This is a genomic window from Streptomyces sp. CB01881 (assembly GCF_002953255.1).
Taxonomy (GTDB): domain Bacteria; phylum Actinomycetota; class Actinomycetes; order Streptomycetales; family Streptomycetaceae; genus Kitasatospora.
Window position 1 is genome coordinate 1,180,364 of record NZ_CP026498.1, and the last position, 19,069, is coordinate 1,199,432.

The window sequence follows — 19,069 nt, forward strand, 5'->3', positions numbered from 1 at the left end:
CCTGGTATGGGCAGCATTCCTCGTACGGGCAGCGATCCTGGTACGGGCAGCGGGACGCAGACCACGCCGACAGCCGGGTGTCCCGACCTCACGGAGGACTTCGGCTTCTCGCTCATGGCGGTGGCGCATGCCTACCGGACTGCCGTCTCCCCGGTGCTCGCGGGCGTCGCCCAGGGTGCCCGCGGTTTTCAGACGCTCGCGGCCGTGGTCGAGGGCGACGGGCCGAACCAGGTCGCGCTGGCCGGCTACCTGCGGATCGACCGCACGGTGATGACCTACCTGCTCGACGACCTGGTGGCGGCGGGCCTGGTGGAACGCCGGCTCGACCCTGCCGACCGGCGCCGGCGCAGGATCGTCGCGACCCCCCTGGGCGTCGAAACCCTCCGTGACCTTCAGCGACAGGTGAGGGCGGCGGAGGACGCGCTGCTCTCCGTCTTCGACGAGGACGAGCGGGCGGTGTTCCGGTCCCTGCTCGCCCGGCTCGCCCGCACCGTCGCGGAGGGCGAACCGGGCGGCCTGTCCTGCGAGGTCGGCGCCGACTCCTGCGACGTCGGCGCGGACTCCTGCGACGCCACCGTCAGCCCAGGGCGCGGTCCAGGTTGAACGCGGCGCTGATCAGCGAGAGATGGGTGAACGCCTGCGGGAAGTTGCCGAGTTGTTCGCCGGTCCGGCCGATCTCCTCGGCGAACAGGCCGACGTGGTTGGCGTAGGTGAGCATCTTCTCGAAGGCCAGCCGGGCCTCCTCCAGCCGGCCCGCCCGGGCCAGCGCCTCGACGTACCAGAAGGAGCAGATCGAGAACGTGCCCTCGGCGCCCCGGAGTCCGTCCGGACTGGCCTCCGGGTCGTAGCGGTAGACCAGGGAGTCGGAGACCAGGTCCGAGGTGAGCGCGTCCAGGGTGGAGAGCCACTTGGGGTCGGTGGGCGAGATGAACTTGGCCATCGGCATCATCAGCAGGGACGCGTCGAGGACCTTGTCGTCCAGCCCCTGGACGAACGCGCCGCGCTCGGCCGACCAGCCGCGGGCCATGATCTGCCGGTAGATCGCGTCGCGGGACTGCCGCCAGCGGGGCAGGTCGGCGGGGAGCCCGCGGCGGTTCGCCACCCGGATCGCCCGCTCCAGCGCGACCCAGCACATCAACCGCGAGTACACGAAGTTGCGCCGGCCCCCACGGGTCTCCCAGACCCCCTCGTCGGGCTGGTCCCAGTGCTCGCAGAGCCAGTCCACCACGGCGCCGACCTCGTCCCAGTGACCGCTGCTGATCGGCTGCCCCCACTTGTCGTAGAGATAGACGGAGTCGATCAGCGCGCCGTAGATGTCCAGCTGGAGCTGCCCGGTGGCGGCGTTCCCCACCCGGACCGGCGCGGACCCTAGGTAACCCTCCAGGTGGGACAGCTCGTACTCGGGCAGGTCGCAGCTCCCGTCGATGCCGTACATGATCTGCAGCGGGCCGGTCTCCTTGGTGCCCCGCATGATCCCGTGCTCGGAGATGAAGCCCATGAACGCCTCGGCCTCCGAGGTGAAGCCCAGGCGGAGCAGGGCGTAGATGCAGAAGGCGGCGTCACGGACCCAGACGTAGCGGTAGTCCCAGTTGCGCTCGCCGCCGATCTGCTCGGGCAGGCTGGTGGTCGGTGCGGCGATGATCGCACCGGTGGGCGCGTAGGTGAGCAGCTTCAGCACGAGCGCCGAGCGGTGCACCATCTCCCGCCACCGCCCGTGGTACTGCGAGCGGGACAGCCAGTGACGCCAGAACCGGACGGTCGCCTCGGCCTGCTCCTGCGCCTCGGCACGCGGACACGACCGGGCCGGGACGCCGTCGCCGATCCGGTCGAGGGCGAACACGTGCGACTCGCCCTCAAGGAGCTTGAAATGCGACCACACGTCCGCCCCCTCGCCCTCCAGGGGTGCGGTGGAACTCAGCGCGAGCGTCAGCGACGGCGAGCGGAACACGGCCTCGTGGCCTTCGAGGTGCACGGTGTGCGCTTCGGCGCCGTAGCCGAAGCGCGGGGCGATCCGCGCCCTGAACGGGAGCACCCCGCGGACGCACACCACCCGGCGGATCAGCCGGTGCCGGCCCGCCTCGCGGGACTCGTCGACGACGGGCATGAAGTCCTGGATCTCCGCCACCCCGTCCGCGGCGAAGAACCGGGTGATCAGGACGTTGGTGTCGGGGAAGTAGAACTGCCGGGTCCGGGCCGGCACGTCCGCGGACAGTGCGAAGCTGCCGCCCCGGTCGGCGTCGAGCACGGACGCGAACACGCTGGGTGCGTCGAAGCGCGGGCAGCAGTACCAGTCGATGGTGCCGTCGGTGGCGACGAGCGCGGCGGTACGGAGATCACCGATCAGGCCGTGCTCGGAGATCGGCGGATACCGGGAACCGTCCGGCTGACCGAATCCGCCGCTGCCGTACTCCGCCATGGCCGCCTCCTCACCCGGTGGTGCGGGGCATCGAGCCGAACCTCTTGTCCCATGCTAGGTCGCGGCATGTCGGAGCGCCGAAGCGAACCGGCAGGCCGCACCTCGCACGCGAGGGCGGCGACCCGGTACGGAAGCTCGTCGCGGCCCGGCGGGCCGCGACCCGTCCGAAGCCGCTGCCAGGGCACTGCATCCGGCCTCCGTCTGCACCGTCCGGGCCACCGTGGTCATCATGGAACTGCGGCCGACGGACAGGAGGATGCGCGATGGAACTGTTCCCACCGATGCCGCTCGCCGAGTGGCGGGACACGAAGGAGACGCTGCACCGCTTCGCGCAGGTGGTGGGCAAGATCCGCCTCGCGGCGAGCGTGCGGCGCAACCACTGGTGGAACGTCCCCTTCCACCTCACCGGGCGCGGGATCACCACCCGGCCCATGGGACTGGTCGACGGCAACCCGGTCTTCACCGTCGACTTCGACTTCGTCGACCACCTGCTGGTCGTCGCGATGGCGGACGGCAGGGCGGAGTCCTTCCCGCTCCCCGGCCAGTCCGTCGCCTCGTTCTACCGGCAGACCCTGGAGACGCTGGCGGCATTGGGCGTCCGGGTGGAGATCCGGGTCCCCCGGCCCTACCGGCTGGCCGACTCCGACCGGCCGTTCGCCGAGGACTTCGAGCACGCGACCTACGATCCCGCCTGGGCGAACCGCTACTGGCAGGTGCTCGGCCAGGTCGGGCTGGTGCTGGAGGAGTTCGCGGCGCGCTTCTCGGGCAAGGTCAGCCCCGTCCACCTCTTCTGGCACTCGCTCGACATCGCCCACACCCGGTTCTCCGGAAGCGCCCTCGACCAGCCGTCGCAGGTGGACCCGGTGACCCGCGAGGCGTACTCCCGGGAACTGATCAGCTTCGGCTTCTGGTCCGGGGACGCCGACCTGGGCGAACCGGCCTTCTACTCCTACACGACTCCCGAGCCGGCGCACCTGGCCGAGGACCCACTCACTCCCGCATCCGCCCGGTGGACCGGGCTCAACGACAGCCACCTGGCGGTCCTGCGCTACGACGACGCCCGTACCGAGCCCGATCCGAGAGCGGCCGTGCTCGCCTTCTACGAGAGCGCGTACCAGGCCGGAGCCGCCCGGGCCGGCTGGGACGTCGGCCGCCTCGCCTGCCCGGGCGGGATCACGGACCCGCGGCTGCCGGCCCCGCCGCTCTGAGCACGTCAGTGCAGGTGCACCTGCCAGTCGGCGGGGACCTTGCCACTCGGGCCGGGCACCGGCTGCGAGTCCGGGTGCGCGGCGGGCGCCGCCAGTTCCGGCCCCTCGTAGTACTGCTCGGTCTCGACGTTCCACAACCACGCCTCACCGGGCTCGAAGCTGGCCAGGAACGGGTGCCCCGCCTCCCGGGCATGCCGCGTGCCGTGTTGCGAGGGCGAGGAGTCGCAGCATCCGATGTGCCCGCACGCGGCGCAGCGCCGCAGGTGGAACCACCACCCCGGCCCGTCCCCCGCCAGGCACTCCACACACCCCTCTCCGCTCGGCCGCGCGGAGGGGTCAATCCCCCGGATCGGGCTGTCAGCCATGGGACACGCCTCCCGATGAGGGCTCGGCCGGTCGCGCCGGTCCGGCACGTCGAGGCCCAAGCCGTCGGACCGTCTCTCCGAATCCCAACCAGCCGGCGCGCACGGGGATTCCGTGCCGGACGGCGGCGGGCGGTCCTGACTTCCCGGGTCGGGCCGTGCCCACGGGAGGCGGTTGCGCCCCGACGTGACCACGAGGGCCCGGCGGTGACCTTGAAGGTGGCGACCGGCTGTGCGTGACTGGAGGGAGCAACAGTGGCCCGGCCGACATCGAGGTGCTCCGGATGGGATTCATCGGCACGGTGGGGCTGGTGCTCCACCCCGAACGCACCTGCGCGCCCACCGTGGAGGCCGTGGTCCGTTGGAGCCGGGCCCGGGGGACGAAGGTCCTGGGGCTGGCGGCGGAGGTGGCACGGATCGGCTGCGAGGCCATTCCGGTCGAGGCCGAGGAGATGACCACGAGCGCCGACCTGATGATCAGCCTCGGCGGGGACGGCACCATGCTGCGCGCCATGCGGCTCGCGACCGGGGGCCACGCGCCCGTCCTGGGCGTCAACGTCGGACGCCTGGGCTTCCTCGCCGAGGTCGACATACCGGAACTGCCTGCCGCACTGGACGCCATCGACGCCCGCCGCTTCACCGTGGAGGCCCGCTCCGGCGTCCACGCCCGCTTCGGGGCCGCCCAGGAGACGGCACTCAACGACGTCGTGCTCCTGCGCAGCCCGGGGCACAAGTCCGCGGCGGTCGCCGTACGGGTCCAGGGCGAGCCCTTCGTGGCCTACACCGCCGACGCGGTCGTGGTCGCCACGCCGACCGGCTCCACCGCGTACAGCTTCTCCGCCGGCGGCCCGATCGTCTCCCCCAACGCGGAGGGGCTGCTGATCACCCCGGTGGCTCCGCACGCCGCGTTCAACCGCTCCGTCTTCCTCTCCAGTGGCGAGCGGCTCGACCTGGAGGTCCTGCCGCACAGCGGCGACCTCGCCGTCGAGGCGGACGGCCTCCTGGCCGGCCACGTCTCACCGGGCGCCGTCATCGAGGTGACCATGCTGCCCGCCGCCGCACGCGTCGTCCGACTCGGCCACACCACGTTCTACCAGCGGGCCCAGCGCAAACTCCGGCTCACCGGCTCGGCGGAACACGGCTGATCCCCGGTCCGGTTCGGGCGCCCGGGCAGTGGTCCGGGTGGCACCGGCGCATGGCTCCTCCCCACCCCGGTCACGTCCGGCGTCCGGGCACGTGCCCGGACGCCGGACGTGACCGGGGTGGTCAGCCTCGCGGGGCCAGGGCGGCGTCGGCGGGGGCCGGGGTGGTGGTCTTCACGCAGTACTCCTGCTTGCCCCAGATGCCGTCGCAGTACTGCCGGCTCTGCATGTGCCAGTCGGGTCCCAGGATCTGGCACCGCGTCCCGACCGGGAATCGGGCCCTGCCCGCCCGTCCTCGCCCTACATGTCGGCTCGCGCACTGCCAGCCGTCGGAGCAGGCGGTCGGAGCCGGAGCCGGGACGGCGGGGCCTCGGCGCCGCCGCCCCGGAGACCGCGGGCCGGCGGCGTCGGCGCAGCCCCGGGGCGGCCCGCAACGGCCGTACCGGTCCGTACCCTGGTCCCATGACCCCGGAGGAGCTGGCCAACCTCGCGCACCTGCGGCGCGCGCGGGACCTGATCGACCGGGAGTACGCGCGTCCGCTCGACGTGCCCACGATGGCCGGCCGCGCGCTGATGTCGCCGGCACACTTCTCGCGGCAGTTCCGGGCGGCCTACGGCGAGACCCCGTACGGCTACCTCATGACCCGCCGGATCGAGCGCGCGATGGCGCTGCTGCGCGCGGGCACGAGCGTGACCGACGCCTGCATGACGGTCGGCTGTACGTCGCTGGGCTCCTTCAGCTCGCGCTTCACCGAGGTGGTGGGCGTCGCCCCGAGCGTCTACCGCGGCCGTGAGCACGCCGCCGTCACGGCGATGCCCGCCTGCGTGGCGAAGCAGCGCACCCGCCCCACGCGCGGCGGACCGACGGGCGGACCGACGGGCGGATCGAGCAGGAATCGAGAAGCGGACGAGAAGTCCGCCGCCTAGCGTTGCCCGCATGGACATCGCACTTCAGTACTTCCACATCACCGTGAACGACCTGGACGACTCGCTCTCGTTCTACCGCGACGCGCTCGGCCTGGACGTCCGCAACGACGTCGCCTCGGGCGGGCACCGCTGGATCACCCTCGGCAGCGCGGCCCAGCCGGACCTGGAGTTCGTGCTCTCCGAGCCGCACGCCGGCCGCTCCCAGGCCGACGGCGACGCCCTCCAGGCGCTGCTCACCAAGGGCGTGCTGCCGATGATCGTCTTCCGCACCGACGACCTCGACGCCACCTTCGAGAAGGTCCGGGCCTCCGGGGCCGAGGTGCTCCAGGAGCCCATCGACCAGGCGTGGGGTCCGCGTGACTGCGCCTTCCGCGACCCCTCCGGCAACATGGTGCGGATCTCGCAGGCGAAGAAGTAGCACCGGCCGGACATCCACGGCGGCCGGCCCGCCGCCCGCGCAGCGCGGAACCGAAGAGGCCCCTCAGCCCCCAGGCGGTTTCCAGGGGCCTCTTCGGCTGCCCACCGGGAGGGGTCGGCTACAGCACGGATGTGTAACGGACCTCCCACCCTCTTGTTAATGCTATTTCACATTACTATGTTACACATCACATTGCTGACACAGGTCGGCCCCTCCCGCACCCCAACTGTGGCGAGGAAACGCCTGCCGCCTCCTCCCCCGGCAGACGTCGCACCACGCGCACCCCCCACACCTTCACCGGAGGAACATCAGTGCCCCCCACCACGTCCGTTCGCAACGCCCTGCTCTCGGCAGCCCTCACCGCCGCCCTCGCCGTGCCGCTCATCCAGAGCGCCCAGGCCGCGGCCCCCTCGGCACCCGTCGCGGCCCAGGGCGCCGCTTCGGCCCAGGCCGCCCCGGCCCCGGCCGACCAGGCGGCGCACCGCGCCGCCCCCGGCGGGACGGGCTCGGCCGGCCCCCAGGGCTGGCCCGGGGCCGCCGCGCTCCAGCCGACCACCGGCAGCCAGCCGGGCGACCCCGCCGCCCCGGCCCTCGCGGACGTCGCCGGCCAGGCCACCACCTGCACCCCGGAGGCGTTCACCTCCCTCTCCCCGGCCGCGCTCGCCGACTTCCTCTCCGACCGCAGCCACACGTACCAGAAGTGCCTGCGCCCGCTGCTGGTCAATTGGAACGTTCAAACCGCCAAGGTGATGACGCCCGCGCACGTCCAGGCCGTCGCCAACCGGATCACCGAGCTCGCCCCGCGCTTCGACGGCGCCAACAACCTCAACCAGCAGGAACTCTGGTACTTCCTGCACGTCGCCGTCCTCTTCGACTTCGGCCACGCCGAGATCGACATCTCCGACGCGGCCAGTGCCGGGGCGATCGACCGGGCCATCCGCGCCTACACCGCCAACCCCCGCGTCCTCGATCCCACCACCACCAACGGCGACACGATGGGCGAGCTGCTCCAGACCAGCACCGCCCCGGGCCTGCGCGTGGCCCGTCTCCCGCTGGTCAAGCAGATCCTGCGGCTGTTCGCCCCGGGGAGCCCCGTCGTCGGCGACCACGGCTGGAACTGGGCCGTGCAGGGCGCCCTCCAGATCAACTTCCAGGGCATCGAGAACGTCGGCGAGGACCCGCAGGGCCTCTTCCGCGCCGCGGTCGCCGCCGACGCCGACTACCGCCAGGCCTTCCGCGCGTACGCCGGGTACACCCACCTCAAGGGCACCGACAGCGAGTGGGCCGCCGGCGACGCGATGCTGGAGTACGGCCGCTTCGCCGGTATCGCCGCCCTCAAGGCCGAGTTGACCGCCGACATCGGCCCCACGCTCCAGCAGGCCACCGGCGTCTTCGGCCGGCTGAGCCGCCCCTGGGGCAACCTCGTCGGCACGGTCAACAACCTCGGCCTGTGCGGCCAGTACAACGTCTGCCGCGAGGTCCTCAAGCAGGAGTTCTTCCCCCACACGTACACCTACGACAACGGCTCGCTGGTCGTCCGCACCGCCCTCGACCGCGCCACCGCCGACCAGCTCTACTACGCCACCAAGCAGGTCAAGGCCCAGTTCTTCCGCGTCCTCGGCACCGACCAGCCGCTCGCCGGCGACAACCACCCCGTGCTGACGGTCCAGCTGTACGACACCAAGTCCCACTACCAGGCGCTGCAGTCCCCGCTGTTCGGCATCGGCGACGTCAACAACGGCGGCATGTTCCTGGAGGAGCAGTCCAGCTTCTACACCTACCAGCGGACCACCGCCGAGTCCTACTTCAGCCTGGAGGAGCTCTTCCGGCACGAGTACACGCACTACCTCAACGCCCGCTGGGCGATCCCCGAGGTCGGCTACACCAAGCGCTGGCCCAGTGCCGCCACCTTCGCCATGAACGAGGGCACCGCCGAGTACTTCGCCGGCTCCACCGGCAAGGACGGGGTCAAGGCCCGCAAGTACATGGTCCGCCAGATCGGCTGGGACGACCAGGCCGGCACCCCCCGCCTGAGCGTCGACCGGATCCTCCACGCCACCTGGGAGAGCGAGGGCTTCTCCGCCTACCCGTACGCGGCGACGTTCTTCAACCTGCTCGGCGAGAAGCACCCCGACCAGCTGGCCGAGATGTACCGGCTGCTGCGCGCCGACGACCTCGACGGCTACAACGCCTGGCGCGACCGCCTCGGCCACGACGCCGCCCTCCAGCGCGAGTACACCGCCTACCTCGACGCCGAGATCCCGCTCGCCGACTCCCTCTACGTCCCCGTCACCAACTACACCGCCAACGGCAGCCTGAAGTACGCCTGGGCCTCCGAGGTCCAGAACGCCTTCGCCGCGGCCACCCAGAACACCCCGGTCTGCAAGGACAACGCCGACTGGAACAACAAGATGCGGTTCAGCTGCACCGGCCGCATCACCGCCAACCTCACCAACCCCGCCGACGCCGGACAGGTCCGCAAGGACATGGCCGCCACCATCGACCACTACCTCCTCTCCCGCGGCGGCGCCGCCGCCAACAACCTCGCCGACATGAACTGCTGGTTCGGCAAGGTCGACGTCTGGCCCACCGGCCGGGCCGGCAGCGCCGACTACTCGTGCGAGGGCCCGCTGCGCCGGTAACCGCACACCCGCACACCCGCACCGGCCCCGGGACGGACACGGGACCCGTTCCCGTGCCCGCCCCGGGGCGCGTGGCGCACCGGCCACCCGGCGCCGAGCCCGGGCGGGCCCGGCGCCGTACGTTGTTCCTGTGGCACGGAGCGAACGAGCCGGCCGGCTCGCACCCCCCAGCTGGCTCACCGCGGGCCTGCGGCCGCACTCGGCGCCGATCCCGTGGGCCGCCGTCGCCCGGGCCGCCGTCGCGCTCTCCGCGCCGCTCGCGGTCGGGATGGCCGCCGGGAACCCGGGCCAGGGCGCACTGGTGTCGATGGGCGCGCTCTCCGCCGTCATCGGCGACACCGCCGACGCCTACCGGATGCGGCTGTTCAACATCGCCGTCCCCCAGCTCTTCGGCGCCCTCGGCGTCACCCTCGGATCGCTGGTGCACGGGCAGGGGTGGACGGCCGTCGCCGTGCTCACCGTGACCGCGCTGGTCTCCGGCATGATCTCGTCGATCGGCGCCGTCGCCTCCGCCTCCGGGCTGCTGCTCCTGCTCAACGCCGTGGTCGGCGCCGGCCTGCCGATGCCCTCGCCCTGGTGGAAGCCGCCGCTGCTGCTCACCCTCGGCGGGCTGGTGGTGCTGCTGCTCACCCTGTTCGCCTGGCCGCTGCGCGGCGGCGTGCCGGAACGGACGGCGGTCGCGGCGACGTACCGGACCGTCGCCGACTTCCTCCAGGCCGCGGGCACACCCGCGCACGACGAGCGGCGGCAGGCCGTCACCCACTCCCTCAACGAGTCCTACGACCTGCTGCTCGCCCACCGCACCCGCCGGCACGGCCGCTCCCCCGGCCTCGCCCGGCTGATCGCCCAGCTCAACTCGGTGATCCCGGTGGTCGAGGCCGGCTCGGCGGCCAAGCTGCGCCCGCCCTCGCTCGGCCCGCTGCCGGAGGCCTACCCGGCGGCGGTGCGGGAGCTGGCCGCCACCGTCGAACAGGGCCGGCCCGACGCGCGCGCGCTGGACCTGCCGCCGCCCACCGGCCCCTCCGAGCGTGCCATCGACCAGGCGCTGCGGTACGCGGCCGCCGTCGCCGCCGAACCCGCCCCCGACCCGTTCGGCCCGGCCGACCGCATCGGCCGCCCCGCCGCGTTCCGGGTCCGGGCCCGGCGCACCGCACGCGCGGCGCTGCTCTCCGGGGCGTCCTGGCGGTACGGCCTGCGGCTGGCACTCTGCATCGGACTCGCCCAGGTGCTGGTCTCGACGCTGCCGGTGCCCCGCTCCTACTGGGTGGCGCTGACCGTCACCTTCGTCATGAAGCCCGACTTCGGCTCCGTCTTCTCGCGCGCCGTGCTGCGCGCATTCGGCACCGCGGCCGGGCTGCTGATCGCTATCCCGGTCCTCGCCGAGGTGCCGCGCGGGTGGTGGGACGTGCCGATGACGGCCCTGCTCGCGATGCTGATCCCGGCCTTCTCGGTGAAGGGCTACGCGTTCCAGACCGCCGCCATCACCCCGGTCATCCTGATCCTCTCCGACCAGCTCAACCACCAGGGCTTCCAGCTGGTGCTGCCCCGGCTCCTCGACTCCCTGCTCGGCTGCGCGATCTCGCTGATCGCCGGCTACCTGCTCTGGCCGGAGTCCTGGCACACCCGGATCGGCGACCGGCTCGCCGACGCCGTGGCGGACACCGCCTCGTACGTCACTTTGGCCTTCGCCGCGGCGCCCGGGCGGGACCAGGCCGTACGGCTGCGCAACCGGCGCCGGCTCTACCGCGACCTGTCCACCGTCCGCTCGGAGTTCCAGCGGGCGCTCACCGAACCACCGCCGACCGGGGCACTGGCGGCCGCCTGGTGGCCGCTGGTGATCGCGGTCGAGCGGATCGTGGAGGCCACCACGGCCACCCGGGTCCGGATCGACCACGGCGACCCGGCGCCGCCCGCGGCCGAGGTCGCGGCCATCACCCGGGAGCTGAGCGAGCTGGCGGAAGCCCTGCACGCGGGCGCGGAACCGGCGGCCCCGCCGACGAAGGCCGGCCCGGACGGCCGGGACGGCCCGGACGGCCCCGAGGAGCAGCCGGACGGTGTGCTCGCCCCGCTGCACCAGGAGGTCCGGGCGGCCCTGGCGATCGCTGCCCCCGACCCCCTGGGCTGAGCACGCTGCGGCATACGCCCGTCGGGCCGGCCGGGCCGCAGCACGGTCGGGTCGCAGCACGGGCCGGGTTCCAGGACGGTCCGCGGCGGGCGGCACACCCGGCTGCGGGCTCCCGGGCGGGCGCCTCAGCTCACCGCCTGCTTCACGAGCGCACCGATCCGCTCCTCCACCTCGGGCGTCACCTCGGTCAGGGCGAAGCCGGCCGCCCACATCGTGCCCTCGTCCAGCTTCGCCTGGTCGCTGAAGCCGAGCGTGGCGTAGCGCGCCTTGAACTTCTCCGCGCTCTGGAAGAAACAGACGATCTTGCCGTCCAGCGCGTAGGCGGGCATCCCGTACCAGAGCTTCGGCGCGAGGACCGGGACGACGGCGGTGATGACGGCGTGGACCCGCTCGGCCATGACCCGGTCCGAGTCCTGCATCTCGGCGATCTTCGCGAGGACGTCCCGCTCCGCCTCCGCGGCCTTCTCCGCGGCCGAGGCGCGGCGCGAGGCCTTCTTCAGCTCCTGGGCGTGGTCCTTCATCGCGGCCCGCTCATCGGCCGTGAATCCCTCGTGCCTGCTGCTCGCGGTGTCGCTCATGGCGGTTTCCCCCTGGAGGATCTCGACGTGCGGATCTTGGAGGGGACCATATCCCGGCTCACTGACAACGCGTCAGCCGGTAGGCCACCGACCGCACTCCGTCCCCGCCGCCACCCCCACCGGGCCCGCCGAGAAGCAGGCCCGCAGGGCTGACGGGCGAGCAGGCCGACGGGCGGACACCCGGCCTGACGAACGGTCAGACGGCCGTGTCCTGGTCCTGGATCCGCCGCCAGGGCCGGTCCGCCTCCAGGGCGAAGGCCAGTTCCAGCAGCAGCCGCTCCTGGCCGTGCGCCGCCGACAGGTGGACGCCGATCGGCAGGCCGTTGCCCGCGGCCTCGGCGGGCAGCGCGATCGCCGGTGCGCCCGTCACGTTGTTCACCGGCGTGAACGCCACGTAGCGGTGCAGCCGGTCCAGCAGCTCCTCGAACGCGACGTTCGGGCTCAGGTGGCCGATCGGCGGGGCGACGTGCGCGAGCACCGGCGAGAGGATCACGTCGTGGTCGCGGAACAGGCCCGCGTACGCCGCCTCGGCCTGCCGGAGCCGGCGCAGCACGCCCGGCAGCCGGTGGAACTCGCGGTGGAAGGAGCGCCGCAGCCCCGACGTCAGTCCGTCCAGCTTCCGGGCCTGGAAGCCCGGGTCCAGCACGAGCCGGCCGGTGGAGGCGATCAGGAAGGCGATGTACCCCCAGTAGGCCGTGAAGTCCCGGGAGAACTCCTCGGCGAACGGCAGGACCGCCGGCGTCACCTTGTGCCCCATGGCCTCCAGTCGCCCCGCCGTCCGCTCGACCGCGTGCCGGGTCGGGGCGTCGGTGACCGCCACCGGGGAGTCCACCACCAGCCCGATCCGCAGCGGCCGGTCACCGGGCCCCTCCACCAGGCCGATCGGCGGCAGCGACGGGTTGCGGTGGTGCTGCTCGGCCGCCGCGAAGAAGGCGGCGGTGTCGCGGACCGAGCGGGTGACCACGCCGTCGGTGACCAGGTCGATCGGCAGCCGCCGGCCCTGGTCGTTGGGAACGGTGCGGCCCCGGGTCGGCTTCAGCCCGACCAGCCCGCAGCAGGCCGCCGGGATGCGGATCGAACCGCCGCCGTCGTTGGCGTGCGCGATCGGGACGACGCCCGCCGCGACCAGCGCCGCCGCCCCGCCCGAGGACGCCCCGGGCGAGTGCGAGGGCCGCCACGGGTTGCGCACCGGCCGGGCCTCGGCGAACTCGGTGGAGGCGTTGAGGCCGAACTCCGGCAGCCGGGTCTTGCCGAGCACGGCCAGGCCGGTGCCGAGGAACTGCTCGGCGAAGCCGGCCGTCCGCCGCGCCGGCTTGGCCCGGAACGCCGAACTCCCCTGCCCGGTCGGCATCCCCCGCAGGTCCACGTTGTCCTTCAGGTAGCTGGGCACCCCGAACAGCGCGCCCCGGTCACCGGCCGGCGCGCTCCGCGGCCGCCCGTACGCGGCGAACGCGACCGGCGCCAGCGCCGCGTCGACCCGCTCGGCCCGCGCCGCGGCGGCCGCCGCCAGCTCCGCCGGGCTCACCGCACCGGCCCGCACCAGGGCCGCCAGCGCCACCGCGTCGTGCTCCCCCAGCGCATCGTCCCCGAACGCGTGGACCCGCTCATCCGCCATGCGAACTCCCCATCCCTACCGGCCGGTAATGCGCGCGAGTTCCGCAGTCTAGGCGCGGACGGTCCGTCCGGACACCCCGTCGCCCACTCGGGAACGGCTACCGCCGGCCGGCCCCGACCGGCCATGATGGCGCCGTGACCGACAGGACGAACGAGACGGGCCGGGCCGCGTCCGAGGCGCTGGGCCTCTGCGTGGTGGCCAACGTCGCGCAGGAGACCGACCACGGCGAGGGCGGGCTGGAGATCCGCGCCGGCCTCCGGCACTTCGCGCCCGGGGCCAAGCTCTGGATCGCACCGCCGCGGTGGTGGAACGGCCATGTGACCGTGGCCGGGCGGCACCGGGGCAACGGCCGCCGCTACACCACGATCGTCGTCCGGGAACGCTTCCTGGAGAACTTCCGGGTCGGCGCCGTCCACAGCCCCGCGCTGCACCGCGCCCTCGGCGGCGAGTCCTGGAGCGCGGAGGAGGCAGAGAGGTACGTGCGGTACCGGGCCGTCCCCCGGCTGACGGCCCAGGTCCGGAGGGAGGGCGAGGAGTTCTTCCGGTACGCGACCGCGGTCACCGACCCGCCACCCATGGAACTGGAGCACGAGGGCGTCACCTACCACCTGGCACACTTCAACGCCAGGCGCGCCCACTACTCGCCACTGCCGCCACCGGTCGAGCCCTCCCCGCCGGTCGGCGGCTGAGGCCGTCGGGCGCCTCCCCTCCGTCTCCCGAAGGTGGTCACCATGCCCCAGCGCCCGGTCGCGGTCATCGGCGAGTGCGTCGCCGACGCGTTCGCCGAGCCCTCCGCCGAGCACCGGCCCGGCGAACTCGCCCTGCGCGTCCTGCCGGGCGGCGGCCCCGCCAACACCGCCGTCGCCCTGGCCCGGCTCGGCACGCCCACCCGCTTCCTCGGCCGGATCTCCGCCGACCCGTTCGGCGCCCTGTTCCGGCAGCACCTGAGCGCCTCCGGTGCCGACCTCGGCGGCTGCGTGGACGCCGCCGAGCCGAGCACGCTGGCCGTCGCCTCCTTCGACCCGCAGGGCCAGGCGAGTTACACCTTCCACGCCGAGGGCACCGCCGACTGGGCGTGGACCGCCGACGAACTCGCGGCCCTGCCGCTGGCCGGCGCCGACTGCCTGCACACCGGCTCGCTCGCGCTGGTCCGCGAGCCGGGCGGCCCGCGGATCGAGGAGCTGCTCGCCCGCGGCCGGGCCGGCGCGACCGTCTCGATCGACCCCAACGTCCGCCCACTGCTGGTCGATCCGGCCGTCTACCGCGCCCGGCTCCCGCACTGGTGCACCCTGGCCGACATCCTGCGGCTGAGCGTCGACGACCTCGACCTGCTGATGCCCGGCGTCACCCCCGAACGCGCCTGCGACGCCTGGCACCTGGCGGGCGTCCGGCTGGTCGTGATCACCCTCGGGAGCCGGGGCGCCCTCGCCTCCCTGGACGGCGAGCGGCTGACCGTCGCCGCACCCGCGACCACCGTGGTCGACACCATCGGCGCCGGCGACTCCTTCACCGGCGGCCTGCTGCACCACCTCGGCGGACTCGGCCGGCTCGGCGGCCGGCTCGACGGGCTGACGGTGGAGGAGGTCGGCGACGCCTGCCGCTTCGCCGCCCGCGTGGCCGCCCTGACCTGCGCCGTCGCCGGGCCCAACCCGCCCTGGCAGGCGGACCTCCGCGGGGACGCCGGGGCGGCCGTCCGGTAGCCCCGCACCCTGGGACCCCGTCGATCGAATGATCCATGTGATCAGATCGTGACAGCGGCCAGCCATCCCCCGAAGCCCGGAAAATTCGGGCCGAAAGCCTCTCTTCGGCCACATCCGGCCCTCCCGGCCGCCGATCACATCGGATCACTTGATCCCATTCCCTTGACTCCGATCGAATGCCCGCCCCAAGACGGCGTGCATTCGCCCCCACCCTCGCGGTCCGCGGGCCACCACGCCCCGTCCCGGACCGCGAGTCCACCGCACCGCGCGCCCACCCCGGGACGGCCGGTCGCCCGCCCCGGCTCGCCCGGGCCGCCGGACCGGCGCTCCGCCCGGCCCGCCCACCTATCCTGCCCAGCAGCCCGAGTTCCCACCGAAAGCCGGTCCCCATGCTCGACTTCGACGACACCGGATTCCGCCGCGGCGGCGCGCCACACCGGATCATCTCCGGTGCCGTGCACTACTTCCGCATCCACCCCGACCTCTGGGACGACCGCCTGCGCCGGCTGCGTGCCCTGGGCGCCAACACCGTCGACACCTACGTCCCCTGGAACTTCCACGAACTCCCCTCCGGCGAGTACGACTTCACCGGCTGGCGGGACCTCGGCCGGTTCACCGAACTGGCCCGGGCCAACGGCCTCGACGTCATCCTGCGCCCCGGCCCGTACATCTGTGCGGAGTGGGAGTTCGGCGGCTTCCCGGCCCGGCTGCTCGCCGTCGACGGCCTGCGGCTGCGCTGCGCCGACCCGGCCTACCTGGCCGAGGTCGACGGCTGGTTCGACGCCGTGGTGCCCGAGATCCTGCCGCTGCTGGCGAGCCGGGGCGGTCCGGTGGTGGCCGTCCAGGTCGAGAACGAGTACGGCAGTTACGGCAACGACGCCGCCTATCTGGCCCACCTCCGCGACGGCCTGATCGCCCGGGGCGTCGACTGCCTGCTGTTCACCGCCGACGGCGCCGAGGACACCATGCAGCAGGGCGGCACGATCCCCGGCCACCTCGCCACCGCCACCTTCGGCTCCCGGCCCGCCGAGCGGTTCGAGGTGCTCCGGCGTCACCAGCCCAAGGGCCCGCTGACCGCCATGGAGTTCTGGATCGGCTGGTTCGACCACCTCGGCGAACCGCACCACGTCCGGGAGGCCGGGGAGTCCGCCCGCGCGCTCGACGACCTGCTCGCCACCGGTGCCTCCGTCAACCTCTACATGGCGCACGGCGGCACCAACTTCGGCTTCTGGGCCGGCGCGAACCACACCGGCACCCAGCCGGAGGACGCCGGCCACCAGCCCACCGTCACCAGCTACGACTACGACGCGCCGATCGGCGAGGCGGGCGAACTCACCGCCAAGTTCCACGCGTTCCGGGCCGTCATCGGCAAGTACGCCCCGCTGCCCGAGACGGAGCTTCCCGAGCCGCTGCCGCGCGTCACCCCGCAGCGGATCGACCGCCCGACCGGGCGCGCCCGTCTGCTGGCCGCCCTCGACACCCTGTCCGCCCCGCTGCACCGGGCCGCTCCCGAACCGATGGAGAAGGTCGGCCAGTCGCTCGGCCTGATCCACTACCGCACCCGCGTCCCCGGCCCGCGGGCCGCGCTGCCGCTGCGGATCGACGGCATCGGCGACCGCGCCCACGTGTTCGCCGACGGGGTGCCGCTCGGCGTCCTGGACCGCAACGCCCCCGACGGGACCCTGTCGTTGGAGACCGGCCCGGCCGGCACGACGCTCGACATCCTGGTCGAGGCGCTCGGCCGGGTGAACTACGGGCCGCTCCTGGAGAACGACCGCAAGGGCATCGGCCGCGGGGTCTCGCACGGCCACCAGCGCCTGTACGACTGGGAGATCCGGCCACTGCCCCTGGCGGACCTCGGCGGACTCGCCTTCTCCGGCACCGTCGGGGCGAGCGACGGCGACCCGGTCTTCCACCGCTTCGAGGCCACCCTCGACGCACCCGCCGACGCCTTCGTCGCCCTTCCCGGCTGGGGCCGCGGCCTGCTCTGGCTCAACGGCTTCCTGCTCGGCCGCTACTCCCACCAGGGCCCGCAGCGCACCCTCTACGCCCCGGCCCCGCTCTGGCGCGCGGGCGCCAACGAGCTGGTGCTCCTCGAACTGGAGACCCACGCCGAGGCGGTGGAACTGCGCGACCGGCCCGACCTCGGCCCCACCGCGGCCGCCCCCAGCGTCGACTACTGAGCCGCCGCCAGCCGCCGGGCGGCACACGACGGCACGGCCCCGCCCGGCCGGTTGCCCGCGGACCCCTCCGCGGGCAACCGGCCGCCCCCATGGCGGCACCCCCACGCACGCCTGCCGCCACCGGCTCCCGCCCTGCAGCACGCCGCCCAGTGCCCGACAGCACACCCGATGCCCCGCAACACTCCGACCGATGCCCGGCAGCTCGCCCGGAACCGATGGTGCTACTGTCGCTAGCATCATGCTGCTGAAGCTCGATCTCGCGGACAGCCGCCCCCTGCACGAGCAGGTGGCGGGTGCGATCCGACGCGCCATCGCCGAGGGCGAGTGCGCGCCCGGCGACCGGCTGCCGCCCGCACGGGAGCTGTCCCGGGCGCTGGGCGTCAACGCCAACACCGTCCTGCGCGGCCTGCGCGCACTCCGGGACGAAGGGGTCCTGGAGTTCCGCCGCGGCCGCGGCGTGACGGTGGCCGCCGGCGCCGACCAGCGGGCCGAACTGGCCGCCAAGGCGGCCGCCTTGGTCGCCGAGGCCGCGCGGCTGGGCTACAGCAGGGCCGATCTCGTGGAACTGATCAGGAGGCTGCCGTGAACGGCGGGGGGAACCGGATACGTGGTGCGTGGTGGAGCGCGGCCGCCTGGACGGCCGGGGTCCTGGCGACCCTGGTCGCGATGCCGCTGGCGGCGGCCGGCCGGCTGCCGGACGAGATGGCCACCCACTGGGGCTCGAACGGCCACCCGGACGACTCGATGCCGTTCTGGGCGGTGCCGCTCTTCCCGGCCGGACTCTGGGCGGTCACGGTACTGGCCCTCGCCCTCACCGCCCGGTGGACCGGCCCCGCGGCACGGTCCTGGGCCGGCGTGGTGCTGCTCTCCGGAGGTGTCCTGCTCACCGGCGCCCAGGCGTCGATCGTGCACGCCAATCTCGACCGGACCACCTGGGCGGACGCCGCCCCGGTCGGCTTCGAGGTCGTCGTCATCCTGGCCGCTTCGGCGCTCGCCGGTCTGCTCGGCCACCTCGCCGGTCGTCGCGCCACCACCGCGGAAACCGCCCGGAGCGGCGGAACGGCTGACGGAACAGCCGGCGGAACGGACGGCGGACCGACCGGCGGACCGAACGACGGCCCCCGGCTCGACGTCCCCGCCGGCGAGCGCTTCGCCTGGCTCTCCCGCACCGTCAACCCCTGGCTCCAGCTCACCGCGACCCTGTTCGGCCTGGCCGCCACCGTCGGCGCCGGCGCCGCGGCCGCCGGCCTGGCCGACGTGCTGTGGGCGGTCGCCCCCGCACTCGCGGTCACCGGCGTCGCGGTGTCCGCCTGCTCCACCGTCCAGGCTCTGGTGACGCCGAAGGGCCTGGAGATCGCCTTCGGCCCCGTCGGCTGGCCGGTGCGCCGCTGGCAGCTGGACGCCATCGAGTCGGCCCGCTCCGAGCAGCGCACCCCGGCCCAGGTCGGCGGCTGGGGCTACCGCCTCAGCGGCCTCGGCACCACGGTGATGCTCCGCCGCGGCGACTGCCTGGTCATCCACCCGCGCAGGGGCTCCGACTTCGCCGTCAGCGTCGACGACGCCGAGCGCGGCGCCGCGCTCCTCAACTCCATGACGGCCCGGCCCGCCGGACGCTGACCGGGAACCGCCCCGCACTCCCCCGGCCCGCCGGACGCCGACCCGGACCCGGAGCCACCCCGCACTCCCCCGCCACGCCCACGGCCGCCCGGAGCACCTCACCGTCGCGACACGCAGGCCGACCGGAGCACCTCAC

Annotated in this window: 16 protein-coding genes; 12 read left to right on the plus strand and 4 right to left on the minus strand. The window is 73.8% G+C overall.

Going from position 1 to position 19,069, the window contains the following annotated elements:
* The first annotated feature begins 6 nt into the window (after positions 1-6).
* Entirely contained in the window at positions 7-603 is a 597-nt protein-coding gene (locus tag C2142_RS05185) for a MarR family winged helix-turn-helix transcriptional regulator (protein WP_206670892.1), read from the plus strand.
* On the opposite strand, the gene C2142_RS05190 is transcribed toward C2142_RS05185, so the two are convergent.
* A complete protein-coding gene (locus tag C2142_RS05190) occupies positions 578-2,416 on the minus strand; it encodes a glycoside hydrolase family 15 protein (protein WP_148641291.1) in 1,839 nt (612 codons plus the stop codon). The two genes, C2142_RS05185 and C2142_RS05190, sit on opposite strands and share 26 nt — an antisense overlap.
* 263 nt (positions 2,417-2,679) lie before the next feature.
* On the opposite strand from C2142_RS05190, the gene C2142_RS05195 reads away from it, so the two are divergent.
* Positions 2,680-3,624, plus strand: a complete 945-nt coding sequence (locus tag C2142_RS05195; RefSeq protein WP_148641292.1) for a DUF5996 family protein — start codon at positions 2,680-2,682, stop codon at positions 3,622-3,624.
* Between the two features lie 5 nt (positions 3,625-3,629).
* On the opposite strand, the gene C2142_RS05200 is transcribed toward C2142_RS05195, so the two are convergent.
* Positions 3,630-3,989 (minus strand): UBP-type zinc finger domain-containing protein, encoded by a 360-nt coding sequence (locus tag C2142_RS05200; protein ID WP_148641293.1) that lies wholly within the window; start codon positions 3,987-3,989, stop codon positions 3,630-3,632.
* A gap of 233 nt (positions 3,990-4,222) precedes the next feature.
* On the opposite strand from C2142_RS05200, the gene C2142_RS05205 reads away from it, so the two are divergent.
* The 5 genes from C2142_RS05205 to C2142_RS05225 all read left to right on the plus strand — a co-directional run bounded on the left by C2142_RS05205 (position 4,223) and on the right by C2142_RS05225 (position 11,240).
* Entirely contained in the window at positions 4,223-5,131 is a 909-nt protein-coding gene (locus tag C2142_RS05205; RefSeq protein WP_241002388.1) for an NAD(+)/NADH kinase, read from the plus strand.
* Positions 5,132-5,590: 459 nt separating this feature from the next.
* Positions 5,591-6,055, plus strand: a complete 465-nt coding sequence (locus C2142_RS05210) for a helix-turn-helix transcriptional regulator (protein ID WP_148641295.1) — start codon at positions 5,591-5,593, stop codon at positions 6,053-6,055.
* A 10-nt stretch (positions 6,056-6,065) separates the two neighbouring features.
* Positions 6,066-6,473 (plus strand): VOC family protein, encoded by a 408-nt coding sequence (locus tag C2142_RS05215; RefSeq protein ID WP_148641296.1) that lies wholly within the window; start codon positions 6,066-6,068, stop codon positions 6,471-6,473.
* A gap of 311 nt (positions 6,474-6,784) precedes the next feature.
* Positions 6,785-9,115 carry a collagenase gene (locus C2142_RS05220; protein WP_241002389.1) on the plus strand — a complete coding sequence of 777 codons (2,331 nt, stop codon included), beginning with the start codon at positions 6,785-6,787 and terminating at the stop codon, positions 9,113-9,115.
* A 130-nt stretch (positions 9,116-9,245) separates the two neighbouring features.
* Positions 9,246-11,240 (plus strand): FUSC family protein, encoded by a 1,995-nt coding sequence (locus C2142_RS05225; RefSeq protein ID WP_241002390.1) that lies wholly within the window; start codon positions 9,246-9,248, stop codon positions 11,238-11,240.
* A gap of 125 nt (positions 11,241-11,365) precedes the next feature.
* Here C2142_RS05225 and C2142_RS05230 read toward each other — a convergent pair whose 3' ends face one another.
* Together C2142_RS05230 and C2142_RS05235 are read right to left on the minus strand one after the other, a co-directional pair.
* Entirely contained in the window at positions 11,366-11,818 is a 453-nt protein-coding gene (locus C2142_RS05230; RefSeq protein ID WP_148641297.1) for a DUF1801 domain-containing protein, read from the minus strand.
* A gap of 196 nt (positions 11,819-12,014) precedes the next feature.
* Entirely contained in the window at positions 12,015-13,433 is a 1,419-nt protein-coding gene (locus C2142_RS05235) for an amidase (RefSeq protein WP_148641298.1), read from the minus strand.
* Between the two features lie 134 nt (positions 13,434-13,567).
* Between C2142_RS05235 and C2142_RS05240 the strand changes: the two genes are divergently transcribed.
* From C2142_RS05240 to C2142_RS05260, 5 genes are all read left to right on the plus strand, one after another.
* Positions 13,568-14,122 (plus strand): hypothetical protein, encoded by a 555-nt coding sequence (locus C2142_RS05240; RefSeq protein ID WP_148641299.1) that lies wholly within the window; start codon positions 13,568-13,570, stop codon positions 14,120-14,122.
* A 42-nt stretch (positions 14,123-14,164) separates the two neighbouring features.
* Positions 14,165-15,133 carry a carbohydrate kinase gene (locus tag C2142_RS05245; protein WP_148641300.1) on the plus strand — a complete coding sequence of 323 codons (969 nt, stop codon included), beginning with the start codon at positions 14,165-14,167 and terminating at the stop codon, positions 15,131-15,133.
* 389 nt (positions 15,134-15,522) lie between these two features.
* On the plus strand, positions 15,523-17,316 hold the full coding sequence (locus C2142_RS05250; RefSeq protein ID WP_148641301.1) for a beta-galactosidase family protein: 1,794 nt from the start codon (positions 15,523-15,525) through the stop codon (positions 17,314-17,316).
* 238 nt (positions 17,317-17,554) lie between these two features.
* Entirely contained in the window at positions 17,555-17,902 is a 348-nt protein-coding gene (locus tag C2142_RS05255) for a GntR family transcriptional regulator (RefSeq protein WP_148641302.1), read from the plus strand.
* Positions 17,899-18,933: a DUF1648 domain-containing protein gene (locus tag C2142_RS05260; protein WP_241002391.1), complete on the plus strand. Its 1,035-nt coding sequence runs from the start codon at positions 17,899-17,901 to the stop codon at positions 18,931-18,933. Before C2142_RS05255 ends, C2142_RS05260 begins: the two co-directional genes overlap by 4 nt.
* The last annotated feature ends 136 nt before the right edge of the window (positions 18,934-19,069 follow it).

Coding starts and splice junctions, on each gene's coding strand:
- C2142_RS05185 (WP_206670892.1), top strand. CDS start 7: ATGGGCAGCATTCCTCGTACGGGCAGCGATCCTGGTACGGGCAGCGGG.
- C2142_RS05190 (WP_148641291.1), bottom strand. CDS start 2,416: ATGGCGGAGTACGGCAGCGGCGGATTCGGTCAGCCGGACGGTTCCCGG.
- C2142_RS05195 (WP_148641292.1), top strand. CDS start 2,680: ATGGAACTGTTCCCACCGATGCCGCTCGCCGAGTGGCGGGACACGAAG.
- C2142_RS05200 (WP_148641293.1), bottom strand. CDS start 3,989: ATGGCTGACAGCCCGATCCGGGGGATTGACCCCTCCGCGCGGCCGAGC.
- C2142_RS05210 (WP_148641295.1), top strand. CDS start 5,591: ATGACCCCGGAGGAGCTGGCCAACCTCGCGCACCTGCGGCGCGCGCGG.
- C2142_RS05215 (WP_148641296.1), top strand. CDS start 6,066: ATGGACATCGCACTTCAGTACTTCCACATCACCGTGAACGACCTGGAC.
- C2142_RS05230 (WP_148641297.1), bottom strand. CDS start 11,818: ATGAGCGACACCGCGAGCAGCAGGCACGAGGGATTCACGGCCGATGAG.
- C2142_RS05235 (WP_148641298.1), bottom strand. CDS start 13,433: ATGGCGGATGAGCGGGTCCACGCGTTCGGGGACGATGCGCTGGGGGAG.
- C2142_RS05245 (WP_148641300.1), top strand. CDS start 14,165: ATGCCCCAGCGCCCGGTCGCGGTCATCGGCGAGTGCGTCGCCGACGCG.
- C2142_RS05250 (WP_148641301.1), top strand. CDS start 15,523: ATGCTCGACTTCGACGACACCGGATTCCGCCGCGGCGGCGCGCCACAC.
- C2142_RS05255 (WP_148641302.1), top strand. CDS start 17,555: ATGCTGCTGAAGCTCGATCTCGCGGACAGCCGCCCCCTGCACGAGCAG.